Here is a 22,097-nt window from a genome sequence, read left to right as displayed (position 1 = left end):
CGACCCGAGTTGAACATGCCCTCTCTGTTATTAGTTGATGACCACCCGGTGGTTCATGTCGCACTGGAAGCGGCGCTAATGAAATCATCCCGCCCCTACCGCCTGCAGGCGGCGCAGGACGACGTCCAGGCGCTGGCCCTGCTGGCCGAGGCCGCTTTCGGCCTGGTGATCCTGGATATCGGCCTGCCGCAGGTCGACGGGCTGCAGCTGTTGAAAAAAATCCGCCGCCGCTACCCGCAGCAGCCGATCCTGATCTATACCGCGCAGGAGGCCGAGGTCTATGCGCGCATGGCGCATGCCGCCGGGGCCAACGGTTTCGTCAACAAAGGCAGCTCGTTGGCAGAGTTGTTGCAGGCGATCGAGCAGGTGCTGGACGGTGAAACCCACTTCCCCGCCGCCGCGCTGGCCGAAGAAGCGCCGACGGCAGACGGCGGGCTGCTCACTCCTAAAGAGCTCGAGGTGCTGGGCTTGTTGAGCCAGGGGCTGTCCAACCTGCAGATCGCCGATCGGCTGCACATCAGCAACAAGACCGTCAGCACCCACAAGAAGAACATCCAGCGCAAAACCGGCGCCGGCAACCTGCTGGAGCTGGTGGCGGTGTTTAAAGAGCTGGCGCCATGATGCGCCGCGCCCTGCTGCTACTGCTGCTGTGGTGCGGTCTGGCGCAGGCGGCGGAGCCGGTGCGCTATCAGCTGGTCAGCAATCTGAATACCCCCGAGAATATGCTGATCGTCGGCGAGAAAAACCCCTGGCGCGACCGTACGCTGCACGTCGGCATCGTCAGTGAGAACACCAGCCCGTACAACATCATCGTGGATGACGATCTGTATGGGCTGAATGCCGACTACCTCGGCTACATCCAGCAGGTGACCGGCATTCGCTTCGCCATTTACGGCTTTGCCGATCTGACGCAGCTGGAGCAGGCGCTGCACGACGGCAAGATCGATCTGCTGTACGGCATCCCGCAAAGTGAGGCGCTGCACGGCCTGGCGATCTCTCAGCCCTATTACGTCAGCAACCTGCGCGTATTGCGCGATCGCAGCAACGATCGGCCGGTGATGCTCAACTCCGCCAACGCCCGCGTCGCGATCGGCGCGCTGACCGACATGCAGTCCGGCGGCGCTCTGCAGGCGGTCGCGTCGCAGATCCAGCGCTACGACAACAATCTGCAGGCGGTCTACTCGCTGCTCAACGGCAGCAGCGACTACTTTATCGCCGATGAGGCCAGCGCCAGCTTTATCATCGATCAGCTGCAGCTCGGCCAGCTCTATCAGATTGAAAGCAACGAGAACCTGGGCAACCTGTCCTTCGTGTTCGCCGCCGACGACTCGCGGCTGATAGACACGCTGGACACCGCCATCGCCGACGCGCCGATGGAGCTGATGAACGCCCTGCAGGGCCGCTGGAGCAAGAAGATCCCCAGCTATCTCGATACCGGCAATGCCGATCTGACGACGATGGAGAAGAATTGGGTGGCGAGCCACCGCGTGGTTTACTACGCCGCCATCGAGAACAACTTCCCGTTCGCCTACCGCGGCTCCGACGGCCAGCCGCGCGGCTACGCCATCGACATTCTCAACATCATCGCGCAAAACACCGGGCTGCGTTTCGCGCCGCTGTGGGCGCGCAACGCCGAGCAGGCCGATCTGCTGGTGCAGTCCGGCCAGGCCAGCTTCCGCGCCGCCCTGCCGCTGGCGCGCGGCGTCAAAGCGCGCTACGGCGCCAGCATGCCGATCCACCGTTCGCTGTGGGGCGTTTACGTCGGCCAGCACGCTAACGGCATTTCCACCTGGAGCGATTTGGCCGGCAAGCGCATCGGCGTGCTGCAGGGCGATTTGGCGCAGGGGCTGGTGCCGGAACAGGAGCAAACCGTCAGCTTCGCCGACAGCAAGTCGATGTACGACGCGCTGGCCAACGGCCAGTTGGATGCGCTGGTGGATAACGTCATCTCCGCCAACTTTTTGGCGCTTTCACGCTATTCCGGTGCCATCAAGCTGGCCTTCGCCGCCAATAACATCCCCTATCCGGTGGCCTTCGGCGTGCGCCGCGATCAACCTCTTCTGTTGGCTATCCTCGATAAGAACCTGATGCAGATCCCGGCGGACACCCTGCAATCGCTGCGCGACGAGTGGATCGTCGATCGCAGCAACCTGATCGACGCGGTGAACGACAACCGCATGCCGCCGCAGACCACCTGGCTGCTGGCGCTGCTGGCCGCCGCCACCGTGCTGCTGCTGGCGCTGACGCTGCGCCGTTTCATGCTGCAGCGCCGTGAAAAACGCGAACGCGAAGAACTCGAGCACGCGCGCCGCCGCGCCGAGGCGGAAAACCGCATGAAGAGCAAATTCCTCGCCACCGTCAGCCATGAGCTGCGCACGCCGATGCACGCCATCCTTGGCCTGCTGGAGCTGGAGCTCAAACGCCAACCCGCGCCGGAAGGCCTGCCGGTGATATACAGCTCGGCCTCATCGCTGCTCAACCTGCTCAACGACCTGCAGGATCACGCGCGGTTGGAAACCGGCTCGCTGACGCTGGCGCCGAAACCGGTGGTGCTGCGCCCCTGGGTAGCGCGCATCGACGCCCTCTACCGGCCGCTGATCGGCGAGCGGCCGTTGACGCTGAGCGTGGTGGCGGATCCGGCATTGCCGGAGGCGGTAGTGATTGATGGTGAGCGTTTACTTCAGGTGGCTAACAACCTGATAAACAACGCGATAAAATTTACGCCGCGCGGCGCCATTCAGGTCGAGATCGGCTGGCGCGCACAGGATGAGCGGCAGGGGGAATTGCATCTGACGGTGAACGACAGCGGCTGCGGTATCGCCGCCGATGAAATAGACAAGCTGTTCCAACCGTTTTACCGCGCGCGCGGCGCGCAACGCATCTCGGTGCAGGGTACCGGTTTGGGGCTGTCGATCTGCAAAGAGATCGTCGAACAGATGGGCGGCCGCATCGAGCTGCACTCGCAGCCGGGCGTAGGCACCCGCGTCGAGGTCGCGATACCGGTCGAGCTGAGCGGCGCGGCGCCGGTTGCCGCCCCGGAGGAAAGCCCCTTTGCTCTGCCGTCTTCCGCCTTGCGTACCGCGCTGATCGACGATCACCCCACCAATCTGTTGCTGATGGAACGCCAGCTGCGCCACTTCGGGCTGCAACCCGCCCGCTTCGAACAAGGCTATGCGCTGTTGAAGGCCCAACGCCGGCAACCGTTCGATCTGCTGTTTATCGACTATAACATGCCGCGCCCGGACGGCCTGACGCTGGCCAGGCTGATCCGCCGCGACGAACAGCGGCTGCAACGCCCGCCTTGCCGCATCGTGCTCTGTTCGGCAGACGTGCAGGAGTTTACCCGCATTCCTCCGGGGCTGGTGGCGATCGACCACTTCCTGACCAAACCGATTTCACTGGCGGCGATCGGCCAGGTATTGGCTCAGCAACCGCAGGCTCAGGAAGCAAAGTCAGTCCTTACTGACCTGCGACAAACGCTGGCCGAAATGGCGGGTGGCGATCGCGCCATGCTGCAGCGGCTGGCGCTGACGCTCGGCGATACGCTGCGGCAAGACCGGCAGCGGCTCGCGGACGCCGTCGCCGCGAACGACTGGCCGCGCCTGGAGCAGGCGGCGCACCGCATCAAGGGCAGCCTGCTGATGCTGCAACTGCCGGAAGCCGCGCAGCTGTGCCAGCAGCTGGTGGAAACCGCACGTCGGGGCGCGCTTGCCGCCGCCGCTTATACTAAATTAAAGGCGTTAGTGGCGCAGATAGTGCCGGAGCTGGACGCTCTGCTCGCCGCCGCCCCCACTTTGGCTATGCATAAGGATGAATAATGTCGGACACTCCACACGTACACCTGCCGAAAGACAGTAATAGTAAACGCCTACTGACCGCTTTTTTAGTCACCGCCGTCTTTATGGTGGCCGAGGTGGTCGGCGGCCTGTTGTCCGGCTCGTTGGCGCTGTTGGCCGACGCCGGCCACATGCTGACCGATGCCGCCGCGCTGCTGGTGGCGCTGATGGCGGTGCACTTCTCCCAGCGCAAGCCCAACGCGCGCCACACCTTCGGCTACCTGCGCCTGACCACCCTGGCGGCCTTCCTCAACGCCGCGGCGCTGCTGGTGATCGTGGTATTCATCCTGTGGGAGGCGATACGGCGTTTCTTCGAGCCGCAGCCGGTGATGGGTACCCCGATGCTGATCATCGCCGTAGCGGGGCTGCTGGCGAACCTGTTCGCCTTCTGGCTGCTGCATCGCGGCAGCGAAGAGAAAAATATCAACGTGCGCGCCGCCGCGCTGCATGTGCTGGGCGATCTGCTCGGCTCGGTGGGCGCCATCGTCGCCGCCATCGTCATTCTTGCCACCGGCTGGACGCCGATTGACCCGATCCTGTCGGTGCTCGTCTCCTGTCTGGTGCTGCGCAGCGCCTGGCGGCTGCTGAAGGAGAGTTTCCACGAGCTGCTGGAAGGCACGCCGCAGGAGGTCGATATCGCCAAGCTGCAAAAAGACCTGTGCCTGAATATCCCGGAAGTGCGCAACATCCATCACGTGCACGTCTGGCAGATCGGCGAACAGAAGCTGATGACGCTGCATGCGCAGGTGATCCCGCCGCATGACCACGATGGGCTGTTGCAACGCATTCAGGCTTATCTGTTGGAACACTACAAGATTGGCCACGTGACCATTCAGATGGAGTACCGGCACTGCGAGGCGCCGGACTGCGGTATCAACCGGGCGCCGGAGCCGAGTGAACACTCACATGCCGAAGCCCACTCCCATCTGGGACATCGCCACTAAGCCAAGAGGGCGCCATCACGGCGCCCTCTGCGTTGTTAAGGTGCGGAAGAGAGCGGGTTGGAACCATTGCGCCCGGCGCTCTTGATCCATAGCCAAGAGCCGTTCAGGGCGATCAGCGTCAGAATGACATACTCCAGCGCCATCGCGTACACCCCCTGGTAGGCGAAGATCGCCACGCTGATGACATCGATAACCACCCACAGCAGCCAGTTTTCCACGTACTTGCGCGTCATCAGAATCATCGCCACGATGGAGAGCACCATCATCGCCGAATCCCAGAACGGGAACGCGTCCGGCTGCAGCTCAGGCATCTGCACGTTCAGCCCCAGCCCTTGCATCACTGCCACCGCGATCTGCGTCAGCCAGGCGAACACGCGGTCGATATTGAAGGTCATCAGGCCGATGCCGATGACGCAGACCGCCGCCCAGGCCAACGCTTTCGGCAGCGGCAGCCAGCGGATCTGCAGCTCAGCCTGATTATCCTGGGTTTGGCGGCTCCAGGCATACCAACCGTAAATGTTGGCGCCGAAGAAGAACAGCTGCAGCAGCAGGCTGGCGTACAGCTGGATCTGGAAGAAAATCACCGCGAACAGCGTGACGTTGATCAGGCCGAACAGGTAGTTGATGATTTTTTCCTTGCTGGCGTACCAGATGCACAGCAACCCGAACAGCGTGCCGATGGCTTCGATCCACGACAGATCGTAACCGCCCGCACCAAGCGGAATGTGCACCAGAATATTGCTGGTACTGAAGAAGCTCATGAAGTCATCCTTTTAAACGGTTAAGCGTTGCCTTTAACCTGCATTTTAAGCTGAGCGGCGAAATCCAGCATGCGGTTCAGCGGCACCAGCGCCTTCTCACGCAGCGCGGCGTCCACGTGGATCTCATGCTGCGCGCCCCCCTGCTCCAGCCCTTCTGCAATCGCCTTCAGGCCATTCATCGCCATCCACGGGCAGTGCGCGCAGCTGCGGCAGGTCGCCCCTTCTCCGGCGGTCGGCGCTTCGAACAGCTCCTTATCCGGACAGGCCTGCTGCATCTTGTAAAAGATACCGCGATCGGTGGCGACGATCAGCTGTTGATGCGGCAATGTTTTCGCCGCCTGGATCAGTTGGCTGGTCGATCCCACCGCATCCGCCAATTCAACCACCGCCTGTGGCGATTCGGGATGCACCAGGATGGCCGCCTGCGGATAGAGCGCCTTCATACGCCGCAGCGCCTGAGTCTTGAACTCGTCATGGACAATGCAGGCGCCTTGCCAGCACAGCACGTCGGCGCCGGTCTGCTTCTGCACGTAGCTGCCGAGATGGCGATCCGGCGCCCAGATGATCTTCTCGCCCAGGCTGTCCAGGTGTTCGATCAGCTCAACGGCGATGCTGGAAGTGACCACCCAGTCGGCGCGTGCTTTGACGGCCGCCGAGGTGTTCGCATAGACCACCACGGTACGATCGGGATGGCTGTCGCAAAACGCATGAAACTCCTCTTCCGGGCAGCCCAGATCCAGCGAACATTCGGCAAACAGCGTCGGCATCAGCACCTGTTTTTCCGGGCTGAGGATCTTGGCGGTTTCCCCCATGAAACGCACGCCGGCCACCAGCAGCGTGGAAGCCGGATGGGCGCTGCCGAAGCGCGCCATTTCCAGCGAATCCGCCACGCAGCCGCCGGTTTCTTCCGCCAGCGCCTGGATTTCCGGATCGGTATAATAGTGGGCGACCATCACCGCATTGCGCTGCTTGAGCAGGGTTTTTATCTTCTCGCGATAAAAGGCTTTTTCGGCTACGTCCAGCGGTACCGGTTTAGGCGGGAAGGGATACACCGCCGCATTGACATCAAACATTTCACTCATCGCTGCAATCTCATGCTAGGCTGGGCGCCTGCCGCGTGAATATCGCCTGCCGCAACGCCCTTCGTTTTATATACTAAACAAAATACCTAAATTTGCGCGAAAAGTCCGCTGATATTTTCATATTTGCGCACCTATTGTTTAATGAATTAAAAACACGGACGCTGGCCGTGCAGTTCACAGCGGATAATGGCCTGACGAGACCGTATAGCCCGTTCAGAGAACAGCGGGATGATGATCGGTGCAGTGTTGAAACGAGAAAGCACGAATGTAGATTACGGTGCTGCAGATGCGAAAAAAGCGCCAAAAGGCGCTTTTCTCTGAATGGGTGGGTCGTGCAGGATTGATTCGGCCTTTGGCCTCACCCTACGGGCAACGCTGCGCGTTGTCGTATCGCTGCGCGATGCTCTAACCTGAGCGCAGGCCCTCACCCGCACGACTCGGTGAACTCTGTTGGCAAGAGGATAAAGCAGAATCTGGTGGCGCGGATGCGAAAAAAGCGCCAAAAGGCGCTTTTTTCTGAATTGGTGGGTCGTGCAGGATTGATTCGGCCTTTGGCCTCACCCTGCGGGCAACGCTGCGCGTTGTCGTATCGCTGCGTGATGCTCGAACCTGAACGCAGGATCTCACCCGCACGACTCGGTGAACTCTGTTGGCAAGAGGATAAAGCAGAATCTGGTGGCGCGGATGCGAAAAAAGCGCCAAAAGGCGCTTTTTTCTGAATTGGTGGGTCGTGCAGGATTCGAACCTGCGACCAATTGATTAAAAGTCAACTGCTCTACCAACTGAGCTAACGACCCGCAGTGTGGTGGGTGATGACGGGCTCGAACCGCCGACCCCCTCCGTGTAAAGGAGATGCTCTACCAACTGAGCTAATCACCCACTGCTGTGGTACTGCTATTTTTCACACCTTGCTCTATCAAAGAGTGGTGGGTCGTGCAGGATAACTCGGCCTTTGGCCTCGCCCTTCGGGCCATCACCGGAGTGATGTTGTCTCGCTTTGCGAGACTCGAACCTTTACGGTTCTCATCCTGACGATTTAACACCTTGCTCTATCAAAGAGTGGTGGGTCGTGCAGGATTCGAACCTGCGACCAATTGATTAAAAGTCAACTGCTCTACCAACTGAGCTAACGACCCACTGATGTGGTTTACTGCTGATGGCGAATGGGTTACTGAAACCAACTCGCGGAAAACAAGGATGGGGATGTTCAGGACAACTCGACGGGTACTCGACTCGGACCTTTACTTTGCCACATCAAACCGATTCTGAAGCTGCCATTCTTTCTTAAAGAATGGTGGGTCGTGCAGGATAACTAGGCCTTTGGCCTCGCCCTTGCGGGCCATCACCGGAGTGATGTTGTCTCGCTACGCGAGACTCGAACCTTTACGGTTCTCATCCTTTACGATTCTCTATCACAGCCATTCTTAAAGAATGGTGGGTCGTGCAGGATTCGAACCTGCGACCAATTGATTAAAAGTCAACTGCTCTACCAACTGAGCTAACGACCCATAACAGTGGTGGGTGATGACGGGCTCGAACCGCCGACCCCCTCCGTGTAAAGGAGATGCTCTACCAACTGAGCTAATCACCCACTGTTGTGGTTACTGCTACTTCAGAAATTGGTGGGTCGTGCAGGATTCGAACCTGCGACCAATTGATTAAAAGTCAACTGCTCTACCAACTGAGCTAACGACCCAATTTCCCTGCCGCTTTAACATCTTGCAAGATGTCTTGGCAACGGCGGCATATATTACTAATTTATCTTGGCAGCGCAACCTAAATTTTTTACCGATGCGTTCAACTGCTTGTTCTTCACGCGAATGAGCCCAGAAATCGGTCAAATCGACTAACTTCTGGGCTCATTTTTCTGACTGTTAACCGCCTACGCGACTTTTCGCCTGTTTGGCCGCCGCACTGGTTGGGTACTGTTTAATCACCTGCTGGAACACGGCTTTGGCTTTATCGGCCTGCCCTTTCTCCTGCATGATGATACCCACCTTGTACATGGCGTCCGGCGCCTTCGGTGATTTAGCGTAATTCTTCACCACCACCGCAAAATAGTAGGCCGCGTCGTCTTTTTTACCCTTGTTGTAGAACAACTGGCCCAGCCAATAGTTGGCGTTGGGCTGGTAAGTAGACTTCGGGTACTGTTTTACGAAGGACTGAAAGGCGGAAATCGCCTGGTCATACTGTTTTTTTTCCAGTGCCAGAGAAACAGCGGCGTTGTAGTCGCTGTTCTCATCACCGCCGCTCGGCGTGGCGGAGGCGGCTGCAGGCGCGCTGCCGCCCGCATCGGAAGATGCGCCTGCGGCTGCCCCGCCGGCAGCGCCCGCGGCCGCAGAGGCGCTCTGAGCGCCGCCCTGGCTGAGGCTATCCATCTGCTGATAGATTTGCTTCTGGCGTTCAACCACCTGATTCAACTGATACTGGCTTTCCTGGATTTGCCCACGGAGAGAATCAATGTCGCGTTGGTTATCAGAGAGTTGCTGCTGGAGTTGATTTAAAAGCTGGCCTTGAGCATTGCTGATGCGCTCAAGCGAGGTGACGCGGTCTTCGACCGAGCCGGAGCCGACATTACTGATTGGCGCTTGGGCAGTAGCGGCCCAGGGGGCCGCTACGCCAACCAGTAACGACAGACTCAACAGGTGACGTCTGAAGTTACTGTTCATGCGATTCTCTTAGTAAACCAGAACGGCACGACGGTTTTTAGCATAAGCCGCTTCGTCGTGGCCCAGTACTGCTGGTTTTTCTTTACCGTAAGAAACGATAGAGATCTGGTCAGCGGAAACGCCTTTACCCTGCAGGTACATTTTAACGGCGTTAGCACGGCGCTCACCCAGAGCGATGTTGTATTCCGGCGTGCCGCGTTCGTCAGCGTGGCCTTCAACGGTCACTTTGTAAGACGGGTTGTTACGCAGGAATGCAGCGTGCGCGTCCAGCATCTGAGCGAATTCGGAGCTTACGTCATACTTGTCCAGGCCGAAGTAAACGATGTTGTTCTTCTGCAGTTCTTGCATCTGCAGACGAGCTTGTTCTTCGGAAGACAGGTTGCTGCTGCCGTTTTCCATACCAGTGCCAGCGCCCATACCAGATTGGTCGTTGTTTGCGCTTTTGTTAGAACTACAAGCTGCTACAGCCAGAACTGGCAGTGCCAGCAGAAGCCCTTTCAGCACTTTGTTCAGTTGCATTTCTTTGATCCTTTTATAGTTTGCCATACATATTTACACATGCATCACAGATACGGCGACCAGGCAGGGAATTTGACCTGTCCATCAGTTGCCGGAAGACGCGCTTTGAAACGCCCATCAGTTGACACCAACTGCAGCACGGAGCCCATACCTTGCGTCGAGCTATAGATCACCATGGTGCCGTTTGGCGCAATACTAGGCGTTTCATCGAGGAAGGTACCGGTCAAAACCTGAACGGCGCCCGATCCAAGATCTTGTTTGGCGATGTGTTGCGCACCACTGTTGGTGCTGACCATCACCAGGAATTTACCGTCGGAGCTGACTTCAGAATCCTGGTTCTGAGAGCCTTCCCACGTCAGGCGCTGTGCGGCACCGCCGCTGGCGCTGATTTTATAAATCTGCGGACGCCCGCCCTGGTCGGAGGTAAACGCCAGAGACTGGCCATCCGGGAACCAGGTCGGTTCGGTGTTGTTGTTGCGGCCATCGGTCAGCTGCGTGATCTGGCCGGAGCCGAGGTTCATCACGTACAGGTTCAGGCTGCCGCTCTTGGACAGCGCGAAGGCCAGTTTGCTGCCGTCCGGCGAGAACGCCGGCGCACCGTTGTGGCGCGGGAACGAGGCGATCTGGCGGATGGCGCCGTTAGCCAGGGTCTGCACCACCAGCGCGGAACGGCCGCTCTCAAAGGTCACGTAAGCCAGTTTGCTGCCGTCCGGCGACCAGGCCGGGGACATCAGCGGCTCAGGCGAACGGTGCACCGTAAACTGGTTGTAACCGTCGTAATCCGCTACGCGCAGCTCATACGGGAATTTCCCGCCGTTGGTCTGCACGACGTAGGCGATACGGGTACGGAACGCGCCCTTGATGCCGGTCAGCTTCTCGAACACTTCGTCACTGGCGGTATGGGCAGAATAACGCAACCACTGTTTGGTCACTTTATACTGGTTCTGCGCCAATACGGTGCCCGGCGAACCCGAGGTGTCCACCAGTTGGTAGGAGATCAGATAGCTACCGTCGGCGCCAGGTTGAACCTGGCCGACAACCACGGCGTCGATGCCCAGCGCAGTCCAGGCCGCCGGGGTCACTTCAGACGCGGAGGTCGGTTGCTGCGGCATGCGCGCCACGTCGATCGGGTTGAATTTGCCGCTGTTGCGCAGATCCGCGCCGACAATCTTGCCGATATCTTCCGGCGGCGTGCCTGGGCCCGCCCATTTAAACGGCACCACGCCAATCGGACGAGCGGAGTCGACCCCTTGGGTGATTTCAATGCGAACTTCCGCGTGCAGCACGGACGCCCACAGAATTAAAAAACCTAGCGCTACTCGAAATGCCTGCTTCATCTCATCTCCCTTATCCAGGCGGGATGCCTGCGATAAATTAGCAGAATTTTAACAAACCAACTTACGTAAAACTACATAATCCCTGTTGGTTACCTTAGTACATCCCTGTGATATCACTCAGTCAATCAACCGTTATTTCGGTTTGAATTCAAGGATAGAATTCTTAAAGTGCTGATAAACGGCATCGCTCGGCGGCTTCGGTATATGCGCCAACTTGGCGGCAGACACCGCGGCCTGACACAGCGCCGGATCGCCGCCCGCCGCTTGTACGCTTATCAGCAGGCCGTCCGGCGCCAGCTTGATACGCAGATCGCAGGTTTTGCCGGCGAACGAGCTGGCGTCATAGAACTTGCTCTGAATCGCCCCCTGAATTTGCCCCATATAACCGCTGATATCCGCCCCGCTGGCCCCAGCCGCCTTGGCATTGCCCTGCCCGGCCGGTTTACCGTCGCCCTTCGATTTGGCACCGCCGCCTTTCGGCGCGTTCTTGCCGTCCGCCAGGCCACCAAACAGATCGTTGACTTCCTCCGATTGCTTCGCAGCCTCAGCGGCGGCCTTCTTCTTGGCGTCCGCGGCGGCTTTCTTGGCGGCAGCCGCTTTCTCGGCCGCAGCTTTCTTCTCGGCTTCCGCTGCGGCTTTTTTCTCGGCTTCAGCGGCCGCTTTCTTCTCCGCAGCTTCTGCGGCTTTTTGCTCTGCGGCGGCGGCCGCGGCTTTCTTCGCCTCTTCCGCCTGTTTCTTGGCGGCGGCAGCGGCGGCCGCTTCTTTCTTGGCTTCCGCTTCGGCTTTCTTCTGCGCGTCCGCCTGCGCTTTGGCTATCTTGTCCGCTTCAGCCTTCGCCTTCGCGGCGGCGGCCTCGGCGACCTTCTGTTGCTCTTTGGCCTTGGCTGCGGCGGCTTCCGCCGCTTTTTGCTGCTCGGCGGCCTGTTTCTGCTGCTCCGCCGCCTTCTGCTGTTGCTCAGCCTGCGCTTTGGCGTCCTGCGCGGCTTTCTCCTGCGCCGCCAAACGCTCTTTCTCCAGCTCTTTCAGGCGCTGCTGTTGCTCCGCCTGCTTCTGCTGAAGCTCTTCGGCCTGTTGCTCCGCCTTTTTCTGGCGCTGCTTTTCGGCACGCTGCGCATCGTTGCTCTGCTGCTGCTGGCGATTGTACTGCTCCACCACCGCGCCGGGATCGACCATCACCGCGCCCACCACGGTGCCATCACCGCCACCGCCGGCGCCCATGTCGACATTTTCCTGCAGCGATCCCCAAATCAGCAGGGCAATCAGTATGAAGTGCAGAACGACCGAAACAATAACGGCGCGGTTCAGCTTATCGTTTTGCTCAGTTGCCTTTACCAAAATAGATTCCCAAAAACTGGTGTTGCTTATACGGGGTTCCTGGGCCGCAGCGCAGGAACCGGGTTGCCGTTCGCCTTACGGTCAGATTGGCTGGGTCATCAGCCCCACGGAAGCCACGCCCGCCTGATGGAGAATATTCAATGCCTTGATAATCTCATCGTAAGGGACTTCCTTCGCACCGCCGATCAAAAAGACCGTTTTCGGGTTAGCCGCCAAACGCGACTTGGCTTCGGCCGCGACTTGCTCAGGCGGCAACAGCTCCATACGGTTGTGATCCACCACCAGGGTGTATTGACCTACGCCGGAAACCTCGAGGATCACCGGCGGATTGTCATCGCTAGACACCGTTTTGGAATCGGTGGCGTCCGGCAGGTCAACCTCCACGCTCTGCGTGATGATTGGCGCGGTTGCCATAAAGATCAGCAGCAGCACCAGCAACACGTCGAGCAGCGGAACGATGTTAATTTCGGACTTCAGCTCGCGCCGACTACGTCCACGTACTCTCGCCATGCTACCTCCTACTTATTTGCTGTCGCTGGAGAAGGCCTGACGATGCAGAATAGCGGTGAACTCTTCCATAAAGTTGTCGTAATTCTGCTCAAGCTTGTTGACGCGCTGGTTGAGACGGTTGTAGGCCATGACCGCCGGGATGGCGGCGAACAGACCGATCGCGGTGGCGATCAGCGCTTCGGCGATACCCGGCGCCACCATCTGCAGCGTGGCTTGCTTCACCGCGCCCAGCGCGATAAAGGCGTGCATGATCCCCCACACGGTGCCGAACAGGCCGATGTACGGGCTGATCGAACCGACGGTGCCGAGGAACGGAATATGGGTTTCCAGCGTTTCCAGCTCGCGGTTCATCGAAATGCGCATCGCGCGCGACGCCCCTTCGATCACCGACTCCGGCGCATGGTTGTTGGCGCGGTGCAGGCGGGCGAACTCTTTGAAGCCGGAATGGAAGATCTGCTCGGAGCCGGTCAGGCTATCGCGACGCGCCTGACTTTCCTGGTACAGACGGGAAAGCTCGATACCGGACCAGAATTTGTCTTCAAAGGCTTCGGCGTCACGCGTCGCCGCATTGAGGATGCGGGTGCGCTGAATGATGATCGCCCAGGAGGCTACCGAGAAGCATATCAAAATCAACATGATAAGCTTAACCAGCAGGCTCGCCTTCAAGAATAAATCTAGGATGTTCATGTCAGTCACTGCTTAAACTCCGCGACAATAGACTTAGGAAGCGCTCTCGGCTTCATTTGGTGTGGATCAATACAGGCAATCAGGACATCTGCCTGGCTCAGTAGGGCCCCGTCAGAATTGACAATGCGTTGAGCAAACGTGAGAGAAGCCCCGCGCAGGCAGGTGATTTCGCTCTGGACCTCCAGTTGCTCGTCGAGACGAGCCGGAGCCAGATAATCCACCGTCATGCGCCGGACGACAAAAGCGACTTGTTCACTGAGCAGCTGCTGTTGATGAAAGTTGTGCTGACGCAGCATCTCTGTGCGCGCTCTTTCAAAAAAGGCGACGTAGCGGGCGTGATAGACCACACCACTGGCATCGGTATCCTCGTAGTAAACGCGAACCGGCCATCGAAACAACGTATTACTCACTCTACTTCCCAGCAATGCAATTTAACGCTGCTACTATACGCAAGACGGATCGGGTTGGGAATGGGTTACAAGATGGGAATGAAAATAATTATGGGCCGTGAGGGCCCATAACATGGGGACATCGGGGAGATTATAAAGAAACGTAAAGTAATCCTGCGCACAAGATCACAATTGCGGGAAGCGGCGCGAAAAAAGCGCGCCAGACGCTGCGCTGCGGGCGGAATCCGAAACCGTGGATCACCCCGGCGCACACCGCCCAAATCAGCAACAGCCCTTCCCAAATCTCCAGCGAACTGGTTTTGGCGGCGAAACGCGTCGGATCCCAGAACACGCACCCCGCCAAAACCAACGCCAGCACCAGGGAAAGGGCCCGGATCGGGCCCTTGTCGGTGACAGCGTACAGCTTGTCAATCACGGACGAGCTCATCACTTACCGTCTTGCTGAGCTTTGGTCGCTTCGCTCTGCTCAAGCGCCAGCGCCGTGATGATGCCGAAGGCGCAGGCAAGAAGCGTTCCGAGAATCCAGGCAAAATACCACATGGTTTAGCTCCTTATCCTTAGTACAGCGAATGCTTGTTGTTTTCGATGTAGTTCTTGTCGAGGCGACCGAACATTTTGTAGTACGACCAGCTGGTGTACGCCAAAACGATAGGCACGAAGATCGCCGCCACGACGGTCATCACTTTCAGCGTCAACAGGCTCGACGTCGCGTCCCACATGGTCAGGCTGACGTTAGGCACGGTGCTGGACGGCATCACGAACGGGAACATGGTGACCCCGGCGGTGAGGATGACGCAGGCGATGGTCAGCGACGAGGTGACGAACGCCAGCGCGCCTTTCTCCAGACGCGAGAACAGGATGGTGAACAACGGCAGCACCACGCCCAGCGCAGGCAACGCCCACAGCAGCGGATACTTGTTGAAGTTGATCAGCCAGGCGCCGGCCTGATGCGCCACTTCTTTACGCATCGGGTTGGATTCCGCCAGGGTGTCCAGCGCCGACGTCACGACGAAGCCGTCGATGCCTTTCACCAGCCATACGCCCGCCAGCAGGAAGCACACCGCCATGATCAGCGTCGCGATCTGCGCCGCAGCGCGTGAACGCAGGTGGATCTCGCCGGTGGTGCGCATTTGCAGGTAGGTCGCCCCCTGGGTGACCAGCATGGTCAGGCTGACCACGCCCGCCAACAGACCGAACGGATTCAGCAGTTGGAAGAAGTTGCCGGTGTAGAACAGGCGCATGTACTCGTCCATGTGGAACGGCACGCCCTGCAGCAGGTTGCCGAACGCCACGCCGAAGACCACTGCAGGCACAAAGGAGCCGATGAAGATGCCCCAGTCCCACATGTTGCGCCAGCGGCTGCTCTCCAGCTTGGAACGGTAATCGAAACCGACCGGGCGGAAGAACAAGGCGGCCAGCACCAGGATCATGGCGACGTAGAAGCCGGAGAAGGCCGCTGCGTAGACCATCGGCCAGGCGGCGAACAGCGCGCCGCCTGCGGTGATCAGCCACACCTGGTTACCGTCCCAGTGCGGGGCGATGGAGTTGATCATCACCCGGCGCTCGGTATCGGTTTTCCCGATGATGCGCACCAGAATGCCGACGCCCATGTCGAAACCGTCGGTGACGGCGAAGCCGATCAGCAGTACGCCAACCAGGACCCACCAAATAAATCGCAGTACTTCATAGTCAAACATACGTGGACTCCTGTTTAGCGCGCTTCCTGCACGGCGGCAGTCGGTTGTTCAAAGTGATAGCGGCCGGTTTTCAGGCTGCTTGGACCCAGACGCGCAAACTTGAACATCAGGTACAATTCAGCCACCAGGAACAGGGTGTACAAGCCGCAGATCAGCCCCATCGAGAACAGAATGTCGCCCGCGGTCAGCGAAGAGTTGGCGACCGCCGTCGGCAGCACCTCACCAATCGCCCACGGTTGACGGCCGTATTCCGCCACGAACCAGCCGGACTCGATCGCGATCCAAGGCAGCGGCAAACCGTACAGCGCCGCGCGGTGCAGCCATTTTTTCTGGCCGATGCGGCCGCGGATCACGTTCCAGAACGACAGGCCGATGATCAACAGCATGATCACGCCACAGGCCACCATGATGCGGAAGGCGAAGTACAGCGGCGCCACGCGCGGAATGGAGTCCTTGGTCGCCAGCTGGATCTGCGCTTCCGTCGCGTCGGTGACGTTCGGGGTATAGCGCTTCAGCAGCATGCCGTAGCCCAGGTCTTGCTTGGTTTTGTTGAATTCGGCGCGCACCGCAGGATCGGTGTTGCCGCCGCGTAGCTCTTCCAGCAGCTGGTAGGCTTTCATCCCGTTGCGGATGCGCACTTCATGCTGCGCCATCAGATCTTTCAGGCCGGTGACCTGAGTGTCCGTGGAGCGGGTGGCGATCAGGCCAAGCGCATACGGGATCTGAATAGAGAAGGAGTTTTCCATCTTGTCCTGATCGGGAATGCCGAACAGGGTGAAGGACGCCGGCGCCGGCTGGGTGTCCCATTCCGCTTCGATAGCGGCCAGCTTGGTTTTCTGCACGTCGCCCATTTCGTAGCCGGATTCATCACCCAGAACGATAACGGACAGAATGGCAGCCATACCGAAGCTGGCAGCGATGGCGAAGGAGCGCTTGGCGAAGGCGATGTCGCGGCCTTTCAGCAGGTAGTAGGAGCTGATGCCCAGAACGAACATCGCGCCACAGGTGTAGCCGGAAGCCACGGTGTGAACGAATTTCACCTGCGCAACCGGGTTAAGCACCAGTTCGGAGAAGCTGACCATCTCCATGCGCATGGTTTCGAAGTTGAAATCCGACGCGATCGGGTTCTGCATCCAGCCGTTGGCGACCAGGATCCACAGCGCGGACAGGTTGGAGCCGAGGGCCACAAACCAGGTTACCGCCATGTGCTGCACCTTGCTCAGACGATCCCAGCCGAAGAAGAACAGGCCGACCAGCGTCGATTCAAGGAAGAACGCCATCAGACCTTCGATAGCCAGTGGGGCCCCGAAGATATCGCCGACGTAGTGAGAGAAATACGACCAGTTAGTCCCGAACTGGAACTCCATGGTCAAACCGGTGGCCACACCCAGAGCAAAGTTAATCGCAAATAACTTTCCCCAGAATTTGGTCATGTCTTTATAGATTTGTTTGCCAGACAGGACATATACCGTTTCCATAATTGCCAGCAAGAACGCCATACCGAGCGTTAATGGGACAAATAAGAAATGGTACATCGCCGTTAAAGCAAACTGTAAGCGCGACAGTTCGACAATATCAAACATCTTGACTCCTTGCTCCTCGCAGGAAGACTCCGACACGCGGTTATCGGCATGCCTCTTTCAAAGCCGCCAGTAACGCCCCGCAGTGAATGCCCTTAAACACAACAAATTTGATCCAGCTTCTCCGCTTTCAACCGCACACTCGGCCAATAGCCCCTCGGGCCCTCGACAAGCACGCCACTGAAAACCGACAACGGGTAACAAATGCAACAAGATCAACCATCCATAATCACAACATGGATGATACTCGCCCAATCCCACACAATAAATAGGTTTTTACGTGACGTGGGTTAGACTTTTGGTTACAGGTCAAATCTTAGCCGAAAGAGGTACTTCGGGCTAATTTGATCTGAGACAATTTAAGCCTATCCGCATCTTATTTCCATATTCATCAGCACATTTCGCATAATTTTCTTAGGGTCATGTTGCGCAATGGTTTAATTGTTTTTTAATGATATTTTTGTGTTAAATAAATGTAATTTAAAAGAGCCGCCATTGTATTATTACGCGCTTATTATGCGACATAATTAACCTTTTATTTCCAATAAGCCGTGACAGTGATAGCAGTCACAAAACAACAAATCTCTCTCCAATATTAGTCTATTTCTCGCTATGGGATCGTAAAGGTTGCGATTTTGTAGCAGAATGACCACTTATGTTAAAATTGCATTGAGTGACAATAACTTATGAAAAAAATCATCTTTGCCTCTGTCTTGGGACTCTCGGGAAACGCCATGGCCGCCGAAACGGTAAATATCACCCTGCTGGGCACCTCCGATCTGCACGGCACCTTCGTGCCCTGGGACTACGCCAGCGACACGGAGAATCTGGCGGGCAGCCTGAGCCAGATAGCCACCCAGGTCAAAAAAGTGCGCGCCGAGCAGCCCAACCTGATCCTGGTGGACGCCGGCGACACCATTCAAGGCAACTTCGTCGAAACCTTCAAGCATGAGGCCGTCAGCCCGATGATGCTGGGCCTCAACGCACTCAATTACGATGTCTGGGTGATGGGCAACCACGAGTTCGACTTCGGCCTGCCGGTGCTGGCCACCCCGCTCAAGCAGTTCAAGGGCGCGGCGCTGGCGGGTAATATCGTCTGGGACAACGGCAAGCCCTATCTGCCGGCCTACACCATCGTCGAACGCCAGGGCGTGAAGATCGGCATTATCGGCATGGACACGCCGATGACCGCGGAATTTGCCAAGGGCACCGATCGCATCAAAGGGCTGAACTTCACCGATCCGGTGCAGGCGGTGAAGCAGGTCATCAGGCAAATCGACGGCCAGGTCGACGCCATCGTGCTGGTGGCGCATATGGGCATCGACAACGAGAACCAGCGCCCCGGCACCGGCGTGGCCGACATCGCCAACGCCAACCCGGAGCTGGCGGCGATCGTCGCCGGCCATATGCATGTGAAGATCGACAAAGCGGTGGTTAACGGCGTCATCATCACCGAGCCGGATAAATACGGCCGCGCGCTGTCGCGTATCGATCTGCAGTTTGAACGCCGCGACGGCAAATTCACGCTGATCGACAAAAACAGCTACACCTACCCCATCAAGGGGATGACGCCGGACAGCGCCATGCAAGCGCTCTACCAGCCGTACCATGACATTTTGCGCGCCAATGCCAACCGGGTCGTGGCGAAGCTGAGCGGCAGCGATCTGGTGCCCGCCGACGAATTCCGCGGCATTCCCCAGGTGCATGTGCAGGATACCGGCATCAGCGCGCTGTTCCAGCAGGCCGCCCGCCACTATGCGCCGCTGGCGCAGGTGATCGCCCTGCAGATCGACAACGATCGCGCCAAACTGGACGTCGGCGACATCAAGGCCAAGGATATCGCCTTTAACTACCAATACGCCGGCGGCGAGATCACCGTGTATCAGCTCAACGGCAAAGCGCTTAAACGCTACATGGAGTGGTCCGCCGACTATTTCAATCAGCTGCAGCCGGGCGACGTCACCTACAGCTTTAACCCGGCGCGGCGAACGTCCAAATATTCCACCAATGATTTCTTCGACGGCGTCACTTACACCATCGATCTGCGCCAACCCGCCGGCGCGCGCATCGTCGATCTGCGCCTGACGGACGGCACGCCGGTCACCGACGATATGCCGATCCGCCTGGGCATGAACAGTTACCGCATGGGCCACCTGACGCAAAAGGGTGGCGCGCTGGAGGGGCAATCCTTCCCGGTGCTGTTCGACAGCAAAGCGCAATACGGTGAAGAAGAAGGCACCATTCGCCATCTGACCCTGCGCTACCTGACGGAAGTGAAACACGGCCAGTATCAGGGCGTGCCGCCGCAGCGCTGGAAGCTGGTCGGCATGGAGGGTTACGAACCGCAGCGGGCGATCGTCAAACGGCTGCTCAATGAGGGCGTTATCCAGGTACCGACCACCGACGACGGCCGCTACACCAACGTCGCGTCGATCAACGTCAAAAACGCGCTGTTCCGCAACGCCGACGATTACCGCGCCGCCCTCACCTCGCTGGAGCAACAGCGCCAAGCCGCCGTGGATCCGGTGCAGCAGCGCCGCCTGCAGGATCGGATCGCGCTGATCAAGGCGCTCAACGACTTCTGATCGTCGTCCATAAAAAAGGCCACCCAATGGGTGGCCAAACATGTCGAGATAGTGTTATTTCGTACTAAATGCTTAGCGCTTCAGCACCGCTTTTACCGCGTCGCCGATGTCCGCCAGGCTGCGAACGGTTTTCACGCCCGCCGCTTCCAGCGCAGCAAACTTCTCGTCCGCCGTGCCTTTGCCGCCTGCGATGATGGCGCCCGCGTGGCCCATACGCTTGCCTTTCGGCGCGGTTACGCCGGCGATGTAGCCGACAACCGGTTTGGTGACGTGTTCTTTGATGTAAGCTGCCGCTTCTTCTTCAGCGCTGCCGCCGATCTCACCGATCATCACGATCGCTTCGGTCTGCGGATCCTGCTGGAACATCTTCAGGATATCGATGAAGTTGGAGCCCGGGATCGGGTCGCCGCCGATGCCCACGCAGGTGGACTGGCCCAGACCGGCATCGGTGGTTTGTTTCACCGCTTCATAGGTCAGGGTGCCGGAGCGGGAAACGATGCCCACTTTGCCCGGCAGGTGGATGTGGCCAGGCATGATGCCGATTTTGCACTCGCCTGGGGTGATCACGCCTGGGCAGTTCGGCCCGATCATGCGCACGCCGGCTTCGTCCAGCTTCACTTTCACGGTCAGCATGTCCAGCGTCGGGATGCCTTCGGTGATGGTGATGATCAGTTTGATACCGGCATCGATCGCTTCCAGGATGGAGTCTTTGCAGAACGGCGCTGGAACGTAGATCACAGAGGCAGTGGCGCCGGTCGCTTCAACCGCTTCGCGCACGGTGTTGAACACCGGCAGGCCCAGGTGCTGAGTGCCGCCTTTGCCCGGGGTTACGCCGCCAACCATTTTGGTGCCGTAAGCGATAGCTTGTTCGGAGTGGAAAGTCCCCTGGCTACCGGTGAAGCCCTGGCAAATTACTTTGGTGTTCTTATCGATTAAAATGGACATTATTTACCCTCCACTGCTGCAACAACTTGCTGAGCCGCATCAGTCAGGCTGGTCGCAGCAATGATATTCAGGCCGCTGTCCGCCAGTTTCTTGGCGCCCAGTTCGGCGTTGTTCCCTTCCAAGCGCACCACCACCGGGACGTTAACGCCCACTTCGGCCACTGCGCCGATGATGCCGTCGGCGATCAGATCGCAACGTACGATACCACCGAAGATGTTAACCAGAACCGCTTTCACCTTGTCGTCGGACAGGATGATTTTGAACGCTTCGGTCACGCGCTCTTTGGTCGCGCCGCCGCCAACGTCCAGGAAGTTGGCCGGTTCGCCGCCGTGCAGTTTAACGATGTCCATGGTGCCCATCGCCAGGCCGGCGCCGTTAACCATGCAGCCGATGTTGCCGTCGAGGGCAACGTAGTTCAGCTCCCACTGAGCCGCACGGGATTCGCGCTCGTCTTCCTGGGAAGGGTCACGCATTTCACGCAGTTCCGGCTGGCGGAACAGGGCGTTGCCGTCGGCGCCCAGTTTGCCGTCCAGGCACACCAGATCGCCCTGCTTGGTGATCACCAGCGGGTTGATCTCAACCATCGCCAGATCGCGTTCCAGGAACAGCGTCGCCAGGCCCATGAAGATCTTGGCGAACTGGCTGACTTGCTTACCGGTCAGGCCCAGTTTGAAGGCCAGCTCACGGCCCTGATAAGGCTGTGGGCCCGCCAGCGGATCGATGGTCATTTTGTGGATCAGTTCAGGGGTTTCTTCCGCCACCTTCTCGATTTCCACGCCGCCTTCGGTAGACGCCATGAACACGATGCGACGGGTCGCACGGTCTACGACGGCGCCCAGGTACAGTTCTTTATCGATGTCGGTCGCCGCTTCAACCAGGATCTGGTTAACCGGCTGGCCCAGCGCGTCAGTCTGGTAAGTTACCAGACGCTTGCCCAACCAGGCTTCCGCGAAAGCGCGGATATCTTCTTTGCTGTTGACGACTTTAACGCCGCCCGCTTTACCGCGGCCGCCAGCATGAACCTGACATTTCACCACCCACGGGCCGGAGCCGATTTTGGATGCGGCTTCTTCTGCTTCACGCGGAGTGGTACAGGCGTAACCGGTTGGTGCCGGCATGCCATACCGAGCAAACAGCTGTTTTGCCTGATATTCGTGTAAATTCATGATGTTCTATCCATTCAGTTCTGAAGGTTTTTAG

The 22,097-nt window shown here is 58.6% G+C and carries 19 protein-coding genes, 6 tRNA genes and 4 other RNA genes; 4 read left to right on the top strand and 25 right to left on the bottom strand.

Features of this window, described 5'->3' with window-relative positions; all coding sequences use genetic code 11:
• The first annotated feature begins 15 nt into the window (after positions 1 to 15).
• The 3 genes from ACK3CV_RS06810 to zitB are packed head-to-tail and all read left to right on the top strand — an operon-like array spanning position 16 to position 4,780.
• Positions 16 to 621 carry a response regulator gene (locus ACK3CV_RS06810; protein ID WP_033638694.1) on the top strand — a complete coding sequence of 202 codons (606 nt, stop codon included), beginning with the start codon at positions 16 to 18 and terminating at the stop codon, positions 619 to 621.
• The gene (locus ACK3CV_RS06805; protein ID WP_489009815.1) at positions 618 to 3,818 is read left to right on the top strand and encodes an ATP-binding protein; all 3,201 of its coding nucleotides are present in this window, start codon (positions 618 to 620) and stop codon (positions 3,816 to 3,818) included. The genes ACK3CV_RS06810 and ACK3CV_RS06805 overlap by 4 nt, the downstream gene beginning before the upstream one ends.
• Entirely contained in the window at positions 3,818 to 4,780 is a 963-nt protein-coding gene (gene zitB, locus ACK3CV_RS06800) for a CDF family zinc transporter ZitB (protein ID WP_164142061.1), read from the top strand. Before ACK3CV_RS06805 ends, zitB begins: the two co-directional genes overlap by 1 nt.
• A gap of 35 nt (positions 4,781 to 4,815) precedes the next feature.
• Here the strand turns inward: zitB and pnuC are convergent, their stop codons facing one another.
• From pnuC to cydA, 23 genes are all read right to left on the bottom strand, one after another.
• On the bottom strand, positions 4,816 to 5,541 hold the full coding sequence (pnuC, locus tag ACK3CV_RS06795) for a nicotinamide riboside transporter PnuC (RefSeq protein WP_033637475.1): 726 nt from the start codon (positions 5,539 to 5,541) through the stop codon (positions 4,816 to 4,818).
• A 20-nt stretch (positions 5,542 to 5,561) separates the two neighbouring features.
• Positions 5,562 to 6,623 (bottom strand): quinolinate synthase NadA, encoded by a 1,062-nt coding sequence (gene nadA, locus ACK3CV_RS06790; protein ID WP_015376982.1) that lies wholly within the window; start codon positions 6,621 to 6,623, stop codon positions 5,562 to 5,564.
• A 323-nt stretch (positions 6,624 to 6,946) separates the two neighbouring features.
• A non-coding RNA gene (locus ACK3CV_RS06785) (RtT sRNA) lies at positions 6,947 to 7,071 on the bottom strand.
• Positions 7,072 to 7,145: 74 nt separating this feature from the next.
• A non-coding RNA gene (locus ACK3CV_RS06780) (RtT sRNA) lies at positions 7,146 to 7,270 on the bottom strand.
• A gap of 74 nt (positions 7,271 to 7,344) precedes the next feature.
• Positions 7,345 to 7,420 (bottom strand) — tRNA-Lys (locus ACK3CV_RS06775).
• Positions 7,421 to 7,426: 6 nt separating this feature from the next.
• Positions 7,427 to 7,502, bottom strand: a tRNA-Val gene (locus ACK3CV_RS06770).
• 45 nt (positions 7,503 to 7,547) lie between these two features.
• Positions 7,548 to 7,670: non-coding RNA, RtT sRNA (locus ACK3CV_RS06765), on the bottom strand.
• Positions 7,671 to 7,683: 13 nt separating this feature from the next.
• A tRNA-Lys gene (locus tag ACK3CV_RS06760) sits at positions 7,684 to 7,759 on the bottom strand.
• Positions 7,760 to 7,915: 156 nt separating this feature from the next.
• Positions 7,916 to 8,040: non-coding RNA, RtT sRNA (locus ACK3CV_RS06755), on the bottom strand.
• A gap of 15 nt (positions 8,041 to 8,055) precedes the next feature.
• A tRNA-Lys gene (locus tag ACK3CV_RS06750) sits at positions 8,056 to 8,131 on the bottom strand.
• A 7-nt stretch (positions 8,132 to 8,138) separates the two neighbouring features.
• Positions 8,139 to 8,214 (bottom strand) — tRNA-Val (locus ACK3CV_RS06745).
• Positions 8,215 to 8,243: 29 nt separating this feature from the next.
• Positions 8,244 to 8,319: transfer RNA gene (locus ACK3CV_RS06740), tRNA-Lys, on the bottom strand.
• Between the two features lie 178 nt (positions 8,320 to 8,497).
• Positions 8,498 to 9,292: a cell division protein CpoB gene (gene cpoB / locus ACK3CV_RS06735; protein WP_033647153.1), complete on the bottom strand. Its 795-nt coding sequence runs from the start codon at positions 9,290 to 9,292 to the stop codon at positions 8,498 to 8,500.
• A 9-nt stretch (positions 9,293 to 9,301) separates the two neighbouring features.
• Positions 9,302 to 9,811 (bottom strand): peptidoglycan-associated lipoprotein Pal, encoded by a 510-nt coding sequence (gene pal / locus ACK3CV_RS06730; RefSeq protein WP_025160033.1) that lies wholly within the window; start codon positions 9,809 to 9,811, stop codon positions 9,302 to 9,304.
• A 44-nt stretch (positions 9,812 to 9,855) separates the two neighbouring features.
• On the bottom strand, positions 9,856 to 11,148 hold the full coding sequence (tolB, locus tag ACK3CV_RS06725; protein ID WP_004939856.1) for a Tol-Pal system beta propeller repeat protein TolB: 1,293 nt from the start codon (positions 11,146 to 11,148) through the stop codon (positions 9,856 to 9,858).
• Positions 11,149 to 11,280: 132 nt separating this feature from the next.
• On the bottom strand, positions 11,281 to 12,483 hold the full coding sequence (gene tolA, locus ACK3CV_RS06720; protein WP_164038685.1) for a cell envelope integrity protein TolA: 1,203 nt from the start codon (positions 12,481 to 12,483) through the stop codon (positions 11,281 to 11,283).
• Positions 12,484 to 12,564: 81 nt separating this feature from the next.
• Positions 12,565 to 12,993, bottom strand: coding sequence for a colicin uptake protein TolR (tolR, locus tag ACK3CV_RS06715; protein WP_004939859.1), 429 nt, complete (start codon positions 12,991 to 12,993; stop codon positions 12,565 to 12,567).
• 12 nt (positions 12,994 to 13,005) lie between these two features.
• On the bottom strand, positions 13,006 to 13,689 hold the full coding sequence (gene tolQ, locus ACK3CV_RS06710; protein ID WP_004939862.1) for a Tol-Pal system protein TolQ: 684 nt from the start codon (positions 13,687 to 13,689) through the stop codon (positions 13,006 to 13,008).
• Positions 13,686 to 14,090 (bottom strand): tol-pal system-associated acyl-CoA thioesterase, encoded by a 405-nt coding sequence (gene ybgC / locus ACK3CV_RS06705; RefSeq protein ID WP_025160034.1) that lies wholly within the window; start codon positions 14,088 to 14,090, stop codon positions 13,686 to 13,688. The genes tolQ and ybgC overlap by 4 nt, the downstream gene beginning before the upstream one ends.
• A gap of 130 nt (positions 14,091 to 14,220) precedes the next feature.
• The gene (gene ybgE, locus ACK3CV_RS06700; protein ID WP_033637471.1) at positions 14,221 to 14,517 is read right to left on the bottom strand and encodes a cyd operon protein YbgE; all 297 of its coding nucleotides are present in this window, start codon (positions 14,515 to 14,517) and stop codon (positions 14,221 to 14,223) included.
• Positions 14,517 to 14,630, bottom strand: a complete 114-nt coding sequence (cydX, locus tag ACK3CV_RS06695; RefSeq protein ID WP_004939868.1) for a cytochrome bd-I oxidase subunit CydX — start codon at positions 14,628 to 14,630, stop codon at positions 14,517 to 14,519. Before cydX ends, ybgE begins: the two co-directional genes overlap by 1 nt.
• Positions 14,631 to 14,647: 17 nt before the next feature.
• Positions 14,648 to 15,787: a cytochrome d ubiquinol oxidase subunit II gene (gene cydB / locus ACK3CV_RS06690; RefSeq protein WP_019454033.1), complete on the bottom strand. Its 1,140-nt coding sequence runs from the start codon at positions 15,785 to 15,787 to the stop codon at positions 14,648 to 14,650.
• Positions 15,788 to 15,801: 14 nt separating this feature from the next.
• A complete protein-coding gene (gene cydA, locus ACK3CV_RS06685; protein ID WP_019454034.1) occupies positions 15,802 to 17,370 on the bottom strand; it encodes a cytochrome ubiquinol oxidase subunit I in 1,569 nt (522 codons plus the stop codon).
• A 683-nt stretch (positions 17,371 to 18,053) separates the two neighbouring features.
• Here cydA and ACK3CV_RS06680 point away from each other — a divergent pair.
• Positions 18,054 to 19,952: a bifunctional metallophosphatase/5'-nucleotidase gene (locus ACK3CV_RS06680; protein ID WP_164038687.1), complete on the top strand. Its 1,899-nt coding sequence runs from the start codon at positions 18,054 to 18,056 to the stop codon at positions 19,950 to 19,952.
• 72 nt (positions 19,953 to 20,024) lie between these two features.
• Here ACK3CV_RS06680 and sucD read toward each other — a convergent pair whose 3' ends face one another.
• Both sucD and sucC read right to left on the bottom strand, forming a co-directional pair.
• Entirely contained in the window at positions 20,025 to 20,897 is an 873-nt protein-coding gene (gene sucD, locus ACK3CV_RS06675; protein ID WP_004939878.1) for a succinate--CoA ligase subunit alpha, read from the bottom strand.
• Positions 20,897 to 22,063, bottom strand: a complete 1,167-nt coding sequence (sucC, locus tag ACK3CV_RS06670; RefSeq protein WP_015376978.1) for an ADP-forming succinate--CoA ligase subunit beta — start codon at positions 22,061 to 22,063, stop codon at positions 20,897 to 20,899. The genes sucD and sucC overlap by 1 nt, the downstream gene beginning before the upstream one ends.
• Positions 22,064 to 22,097: the final 34 nt, after the last annotated feature.

It is taken from the genome of Serratia sp. TSO36 (assembly GCF_057808395.1).
This window is presented reverse-complemented; position numbering and strand designations above follow the sequence as displayed.